This is a genomic window from Microcystis sp. LE19-10.1B (assembly GCF_027530565.1).
Classification (GTDB): Bacteria; Cyanobacteriota; Cyanobacteriia; order Cyanobacteriales; family Microcystaceae; genus Microcystis; species Microcystis aeruginosa.
In genome coordinates this window covers 1-6,612 of record NZ_JAPZQM010000321.1, presented here as the reverse complement: position 1 = coordinate 6,612, position 6,612 = coordinate 1, and the positions used below count along the sequence as shown (strand labels likewise).

At 41.0% G+C, this 6,612-nt stretch carries 10 protein-coding genes and 2 pseudogenes; 10 read left to right on the top strand and 2 right to left on the bottom strand.

The features are described from left to right. Positions 1–18 precede the first annotated feature (18 nt). Positions 19–250 (top strand): annotated as a pseudogene (locus tag O9332_RS11500) (hypothetical protein). 17 nt (positions 251–267) lie between these two features. On the opposite strand, the gene O9332_RS11495 reads toward O9332_RS11500, so the two are convergent. Together O9332_RS11495 and O9332_RS11490 are read right to left on the bottom strand one after the other, a co-directional pair. Next, positions 268–705, bottom strand: coding sequence for a DUF6933 domain-containing protein (locus tag O9332_RS11495; protein ID WP_288025588.1), 438 nt, complete (start codon positions 703–705; stop codon positions 268–270). Positions 706–994: 289 nt separating this feature from the next. Next, a complete protein-coding gene (locus tag O9332_RS11490) occupies positions 995–1,813 on the bottom strand; it encodes a carbon-nitrogen hydrolase family protein (RefSeq protein ID WP_149978160.1) in 819 nt (272 codons plus the stop codon). Between the two features lie 86 nt (positions 1,814–1,899). Here O9332_RS11490 and O9332_RS11485 point away from each other — a divergent pair, with 86 nt between their 5' ends. The 9 genes and pseudogenes from O9332_RS11485 to O9332_RS11445 all read left to right on the top strand — a co-directional run bounded on the left by O9332_RS11485 (position 1,900) and on the right by O9332_RS11445 (position 6,369). Then, a complete protein-coding gene (locus O9332_RS11485) occupies positions 1,900–2,532 on the top strand; it encodes an HAD-IB family phosphatase (RefSeq protein ID WP_004161025.1) in 633 nt (210 codons plus the stop codon). A 411-nt stretch (positions 2,533–2,943) separates the two neighbouring features. Then, complete coding sequence (locus tag O9332_RS11480) at positions 2,944–3,519, top strand: TerD family protein (RefSeq protein ID WP_288025585.1); 576 nt, start codon at positions 2,944–2,946, stop codon at positions 3,517–3,519. A 14-nt stretch (positions 3,520–3,533) separates the two neighbouring features. Further along, positions 3,534–4,136 (top strand): TerD family protein, encoded by a 603-nt coding sequence (locus tag O9332_RS11475; protein WP_288025582.1) that lies wholly within the window; start codon positions 3,534–3,536, stop codon positions 4,134–4,136. Positions 4,137–4,148: 12 nt separating this feature from the next. Further along, positions 4,149–4,856 (top strand): matrixin family metalloprotease, encoded by a 708-nt coding sequence (locus O9332_RS11470; protein ID WP_002760096.1) that lies wholly within the window; start codon positions 4,149–4,151, stop codon positions 4,854–4,856. A gap of 116 nt (positions 4,857–4,972) precedes the next feature. Beyond that, a pseudogene (locus O9332_RS11465) lies at positions 4,973–5,149 on the top strand (BrnT family toxin); the annotation flags it as partial. Beyond that, positions 5,136–5,387: a hypothetical protein gene (locus tag O9332_RS11460; protein WP_002755276.1), complete on the top strand. Its 252-nt coding sequence runs from the start codon at positions 5,136–5,138 to the stop codon at positions 5,385–5,387. The pseudogene O9332_RS11465 and the gene O9332_RS11460, both read left to right, overlap by 14 nt. Positions 5,388–5,617: 230 nt before the next feature. Next, positions 5,618–5,833, top strand: a complete 216-nt coding sequence (locus O9332_RS11455) for a hypothetical protein (protein WP_147070613.1) — start codon at positions 5,618–5,620, stop codon at positions 5,831–5,833. A 1-nt stretch (position 5,834) separates the two neighbouring features. Continuing rightward, entirely contained in the window at positions 5,835–6,152 is a 318-nt protein-coding gene (locus tag O9332_RS11450) for a DUF4258 domain-containing protein (RefSeq protein WP_002755280.1), read from the top strand. Next, positions 6,091–6,369, top strand: a complete 279-nt coding sequence (locus O9332_RS11445) for a YgiT-type zinc finger protein (RefSeq protein WP_353853427.1) — start codon at positions 6,091–6,093, stop codon at positions 6,367–6,369. Before O9332_RS11450 ends, O9332_RS11445 begins: the two co-directional genes overlap by 62 nt. The last annotated feature ends 243 nt before the right edge of the window (positions 6,370–6,612 follow it).

The following is a 6,612-nucleotide window of genomic DNA, read 5'->3' as shown; positions in this document are numbered from 1 at the left end:
GGCTCTTCGGTTTGTGTTATGCAATGGATGGGGGTTATAAGGAATGAAACCCTTATAGAGAAAGACATTACCGCGATTTTTGTCAATTGTTTGCGATCTAGAGCGAACTAATCAATTAAATCTCTTGCCAGATAAGGATTTAGTCGATTTATGCCCCCCTATCGAACCATACCAAGTCCCGAAGAGCCACTTTTTCAGCAAACCCTATTTAGTTTTAAGCTGTGAAGATTGGGGAGCGTTTTCTCCTTAGATTAAAACACGACCGTTTTATTGTACTACCTTCGATTGATTCAAGAGATTTTGGTAACATTCGGTCGGGGTACGGTAAGATAAATATTTAAAGGGAGTCTGATTAATTATTTCTGCAAATCTTTCGTTATCAACCGCATTGTACTGATCTAATTTAGCGATTAAATTCTTCATGTTATTCATGGAGCTTACCAGACTCCTATTCTCGGATTTGAGATAATGAATTTCAGGGGAATCGCCCTCATGCCGATCAATGGTGGTAATTTGAGCGATAATTCCCTTAATTCCCTGCTTGTACGAAGAAATTAAGGTGTATAAACTCTTTTCCTGAGTAATGAGAAAAATACCTCTCTTCCTGAGATCGAGGACATCAATTCGCCAAGCATTATTATCGGCGATAAAATCTTCTCTTGACTGCACTTCTCGTTGAAGTCTTTCGGCCGCTTTGCTTGACAAAATCAGATTCATCTCTAAAAATAAAGTTAATTATTTAATATTATAAACCAACTAGATTTTTGGTTCTTCGTTACTTGGTATGGTTTGATCGGGTGGCATAAATCGACTACATCCTTATTAGATGAGCTTACCCTGAGAATCTGGCAAAGAAGGTTAGAAACTCAGTACATCAAAGCTTTTAGCTTAACTAATTAGGTTTTAGATTCGACCCTTGTTATCAGGGAGCAATGTTACGCGAAAAAACCGAGTTAAATCCCAAAATTAGGCGTTAAAATTGTCGAATCGAATTTTAAACAAAAACACGATGCTGTAGGGAAGGCATTTGTCGTCGCACCTGTTGCAGACGTTGGGGATTAATTTCGGCAATTGCCACTCCCGCTTCTTCCCCCGCATCGGCTAAAACCACACCCCAAGGATCGATAATCATAGCGTGACCGTGGGTGTAACGGCGTTCGTAATTATTGCCCGTTTGAGCGGGAGCTATTATATAACAAGTATTCTCGATCGCTCGCGCTTGTAACAAAACTTTCCAATGATCTTTCCCTGTAAAAGCCGTAAACGCCGCGGGTACAAATAAAACATCGGCTCCTTGCTGCGATAAATAGCGATAGAGTTCGGGAAAACGCACATCATAGCAAATCGAGAGGCCAATTTTTCCCAAGCTATCGGAGCCATAAATCGGCGGTAAATCGATTCCTGCCATGACTGTACTCGATTCCTGATAGGTGTTACCATCCGGGACATTGACATCAAAGAGATGGACTTTTTGATAACGGGCTAATTCCGCACCGTTGCCATCGACTAAAATAGCGGTGTTATAAGCCTTATCGGGAATACCCGTCACCGGCACGGGAAAACCACCCCCTAAAATGGTCACTTGAAACCTTTGGGCCATGGTGCGGAGGAATTTATCGGCTTTGAGAGCAATAGTCTCAGCCTGGGCGATTTTATCGGTTTCTGCCCCCATAAAAGCGAAATTCTCCGGTAAACCGATTAATTCCGCCCCTTTACCCACGGCAAGTTCGATCAACTCTTCAGCGGCAGCGAGATTTTTCTCTAAATCCGGCTGACTGGTCATTTGAATGGCGGCGGCGAGATAGGATTTCATGGGGGTTGAAGCTCTAGAGTCGGATAATCTCTGTAAAATTAATCATAACCTTCGATTATATCCAATTTCAGATATTTTGTCACCCCATGAGTAAAATTGTTTTCTGTGACTTTGATGGCACTATCACCGCCGTGGAAACTTTTGCGGGTATGCTCAAAGAATTCGCCCCCGATTTATCGGCCCAAATTATGCCCCAAATGTACGCTCGCACTCTGACTCTGCGCCGGGGTGTCCGTCAACTGCTAGAGTCGATACCGAGCCAAAAATACGCCGATATTCTCGCCTATGCCGAAAGCAAGCCAATTCGCCCCGGATTAGCCGAATTCCTCGCTTTTTTACAGGAGCAATCCATCCCTTTTATTATTATCTCCGGTGGCATCCAAGGCATGATTGAAACGGTCTTAAAACGGGAGGGACTATTAGATAAGGTGACAGCAATTTATGGGGTCAATCTTCATACTCAAGGGGAATATCTGCAAGTTCACTCCGATTGGGAAAATGAGACGGAATTAGTGGCTAAAGCCTTGATTATGGCCAAATATTCGGGAGTAGAAACTATTGCGATCGGTGATTCTGTTACCGATATTACCATGGCTAGAAGGGCCGATCTAGTTTTTGCTAGGGATCGTTTAATCGATTATCTACAAGCGGAAAATCAACCCTATATTCCTTGGGATAACTTTTTTGAGATTCGCGAATATCTGTTATTGAGAGATTAGGGATTGGCTGTTATAAGTAATGGTTAGGATAGGCAAGAGGCAATGATTTTCGCCGTCTCATTCCCAAGCTCCGCCTGGGAATGATTTTTGAAGGCTCTGCCTTCTGTAAAGATTACTCAGGAGGCAGAGCCTCTCATTAAACATTTCTAGGCAGAGCCTAGAAACGAGAGATTCTAACATCCAAGATCAACCCGTTAAAAGATTTTTTACTACCCTACTCTCAAGGGTAACAATAATTGTAAATTTTTGTTAATTTATGTTGGTTTACACTTGACAAAATCGGGGGAGGGGGGTAAAGTAATCTTGGTTCTGATTCGTTTTGTGACCACCAAGGTCTTGACAAATTAGGAAAAAACCCTCCGACTTAACTGTACAGTTCATTCAATGTGCGATTGCCCGGGAGAATATTTTATGGCAGTTTCATTAACAAAAGGACAACGAGTATCGCTAGAAAAAGTTGCTCCTGGATTATCAGAAGTATTTGTAGGATTGGGATGGGATGTCAAAGCCACTGACACTGGATCGGACTTCGATCTAGATTCGTCGGTGTTTTTGTTGGGAGCTAATGAAAAGCTAATCTCAGATAAACACTTCATCTTCTACAACAATCTTGTCAGCCCTGACCCAAACAAATCAGTCCAACATATTGGGGATAACTTAACAGGACTTGGGGAAGGGGATGATGAAGTTATTAAAATTGACCTCAAGAAAGTACCAGAAGAAGTCAAGAAGATTGTTATTACAGTAACGATTCACGAGACACAGCAAAGTCGCCAGAACTTTGGACAAGTACAAAACGCTTTTGTGCGTATCGTCAATGCTCAGAACAAACAAGAGGCTGTACGCTACGACTTAGTAGAAGACTATTCCATTGAAACCGCCCTAATCATGGCAGAACTATATCGCAAAGATGGGCAATGGTCACTCAATGCGGTAGGTTCTGGCTATCAAGGAGGGCTGCAAGCATTGCTAGATCGTTATAGCTAAGGAAAGTTCAAATTATGGCTATCAATTTACAGAAAGGGCAACGCATTTCCCTGACAAAAGAGGCACCTGGTCTGAAAAAAATTATTTGTGGACTAGGATGGGGTGTAGTAGAACAAACTGGGGGTGGCTTGTTCGGCGCATTTAGCAACAGACCGAACTACGACCTAGATGCTTCAGTAATCTGCTTGGGCAGTAACGGAAAAGTTGGAGACAAGGACGATATAGTTTATTTTGGCAATCGCAAGCATCGATCGGGAGGAATCACTCACTTAGGCGATAACTTGACGGGAGCAGGAGAGGGAGATGATGAGCAAATCATTGTTGATCTTTCCTTAGTGCCATCACGAATTACCAAACTGGTTTTTACAGTCAATATTTATGACTGTATAGCCAGAAAACAAGACTTTTTCCAAGTAAAAAACGCATTTGTACGATTAGTAGATATGTCTAACAACAAAGAGCTTGCTCGCTACAATCTATCAGGAAATGAATACAAAGGTGCTACGGGAATGATTATGGCAGAGTTATACCAACATAACGACGAGTGGAAGTTAGCTGCAATTGGAAATGGAGTTAGTGTCAACGGATTAGGAGAAATTGTCGGTTCTTATGCTTAGTAAAGGAAAGCTATGTCATCTTTATTTGAACGACTGGACTTAACTAAATACAACCGCAAGCTAAAACAATCTCTATCTCAGCGTATAGATCTCACTAGACCAATTAAACTCAGGTGTCAATCTTGTAGATCGCGCCTTCAAGCAGAATGGGAATTTTGTCCTAACTGCGGTTTTCCTTTGCGAAATTTTTCAGAAAAAAGTCGCCATTGTATTTGGATAGATATTTCAAATATGGCAGTCTTACCCGAATATCAAGAAACCATGAGTGCAATTTTTATGGAAGCTTTTTCCAGACTGTATGGTGCATTCAGAGGTGTTCAGGTTTTTCTTACTACAGAACCACCTGACAGTCAGGAATGGCAAGATAAATTTACTCATGTTTATGTATTTGCTGACAGTCAGCCAGTAGATTATTTAGGAGTAGCGAGCTTCTTATTAGGTAAAGTTACTGGTCATGCAATTATCAGAATCGATCAAGTTTTTTATGCTTCTTGTAGAGGCAATCTTAGTATTAGTAGTCTATCTAACTTAATTGCCAACACGATTGCTCATGAGATTGGTCATACATTAGGTTTAGATCACTCTGCATTGCCAACAGATGTCATGCACGATGGATTAGACTACACGACTCATGGTGCCATGCCCCCTTCATTTCACGCAGAGCAGATTAACCTGATGAACAGTGCTATTCGCAGATATAAGACTGAAGAACAATGTTAGTGCGATCACACTTGATCATATAGCGTGATCGCTTTTTTTGTTATAATCTTAGAAGTGTGAATAAATGAAGCAAAATTGGCTCTCCCGTACTTGTGATAATAACAAAAAATTGCTGATACAAAATTTTCGATGATCCAGAGCATTCTGAGAGCGAGGAACGATATCTGATTGTTGGCGAGTCAGATCGAGGGCGATTGTTAATTGTATCCTATACTGAAAGAGGAGATGTAATTCGACTCATCAGTGCAAGGGAAGTGACGCAAACCGAACGAGAAGCTTATGAAGAGGGATGAGCCAGAAATGGAAGATGATTTACGGACAGAGTATGACTTGAAGCACCTCCGAGTTAGAAAGTTAGGCTCTGGAAGAAAAAGCTTTGATGGAGTCACTGTGCGCTTGGAGCCTGATGTCGCGGAAATGTTTCCCACTGCTGATGCGGTTAACGAAGCCTTAAGATTGTTGATCAGAGTAATGCGAGATAACAAAACTCTTGCTTCTACAGTACAGGCTAACCTAAAGGCTGAGTCCTGACAAAATGCAGGGCGGGATTGAGTATTTATAAGAAAGCGAAGCGAATGGCGAATAAAGCTATAGTCTCGAATTAGATGCGATCACGCTATATTTGTAGAGGGCGATCGCTTTTTGTGTTATAATCCTAGTACAGCCTGGCAAATTCCTTTTCTGTAGGGGCGTATGGCATACACCCTCCCTTAGATAACCTTTTCTTATCACCACAAATACGGGAGAGCCGAAAAATTACTATGAAAATTCAAACAGATTTGACGATTCCTGAGATTGAGGAAATTAGAAAAGAGGGAGTTAAAGCTCTCGTAGAGAGATTGGGAATTGCTAAAGCGGCTTTCTTTCTAAGAGAAACAGCATCCCAATCTCTAAATTATTTAGAGATTAAAGATCGGTTATTTGGTGAAATGACAGCAACGGATATTTACGATCAAATTAAAGGCGGCTATCACTGAAATGATTGAGGAAATTCGTCAAAAAGTTAGACAAAACCAATTGGAATTTTCTCAACACGCTGTCAATCAAAGTATCCTGCGTCAGATCAGTGTTCAAGAATTACGGGAGGCGATGGAACAAAGCGAAATTATTGAAGATTATCCGGCTGATAAGTATGGTGCAAGCTGTTTACTTTTGGGATTTACTCTAATTAATAGAGCCTTACACATTCATTGTAGCTATCCCTCTCGCCCTTTGCTCAAAATTATTACCCTATATGAACCCGATCCAAATTTATGGATTGATTTTAAATCAAGGAGAACACCAGATGTCAACTAATTCTAGACCAGAAACCTTAATTGAACAAGAAGTTACCTATACCCTTGAAATCAATGGCAATTTTTTTATTATAGAAAATGTCCCCGCTAGAGTCTGTGTAGAAACGGGAGAGCGTTTTTTTGCACCAGAAACTGTCGAACGCTTGCAGGAAATTGTCTGGGAAAATAAGCGACCAAAACGGGTAATTGAAACACCAGTATTTGACTTTGCTAGTTAGTGTTTAATAGAAAACTGGCAAATCGAGCAACAATTGAAGTCTTAAATTAGGGGCGATTGCGCTATATTTGTAGAGTGTGATCGCTTTTTTGTTTATAATAGTTAGGGTTTGCTGAATAAATCTAAAAACCTTGTTGGATAAGACTTTTAGACCTTTTTGAAATCCAAAAGTGCCTGGCATGGGAGTGATCAGGGGGAAATTCAGGTACTTTTTCCCTGAAAATTAGGTAATTGACCCCCTCAA

Coding starts and splice junctions, on each gene's coding strand:
- O9332_RS11490 (WP_149978160.1), bottom strand. CDS start 1,813: ATGAAATCCTATCTCGCCGCCGCCATTCAAATGACCAGTCAGCCGGAT.
- O9332_RS11485 (WP_004161025.1), top strand. CDS start 1,900: ATGAGTAAAATTGTTTTCTGTGACTTTGATGGCACTATCACCGCCGTG.
- O9332_RS11480 (WP_288025585.1), top strand. CDS start 2,944: ATGGCAGTTTCATTAACAAAAGGACAACGAGTATCGCTAGAAAAAGTT.
- O9332_RS11475 (WP_288025582.1), top strand. CDS start 3,534: ATGGCTATCAATTTACAGAAAGGGCAACGCATTTCCCTGACAAAAGAG.
- O9332_RS11470 (WP_002760096.1), top strand. CDS start 4,149: ATGTCATCTTTATTTGAACGACTGGACTTAACTAAATACAACCGCAAG.
- O9332_RS11460 (WP_002755276.1), top strand. CDS start 5,136: ATGAAGAGGGATGAGCCAGAAATGGAAGATGATTTACGGACAGAGTAT.
- O9332_RS11455 (WP_147070613.1), top strand. CDS start 5,618: ATGAAAATTCAAACAGATTTGACGATTCCTGAGATTGAGGAAATTAGA.
- O9332_RS11450 (WP_002755280.1), top strand. CDS start 5,835: ATGATTGAGGAAATTCGTCAAAAAGTTAGACAAAACCAATTGGAATTT.
- O9332_RS11445 (WP_353853427.1), top strand. CDS start 6,091: ATGAACCCGATCCAAATTTATGGATTGATTTTAAATCAAGGAGAACAC.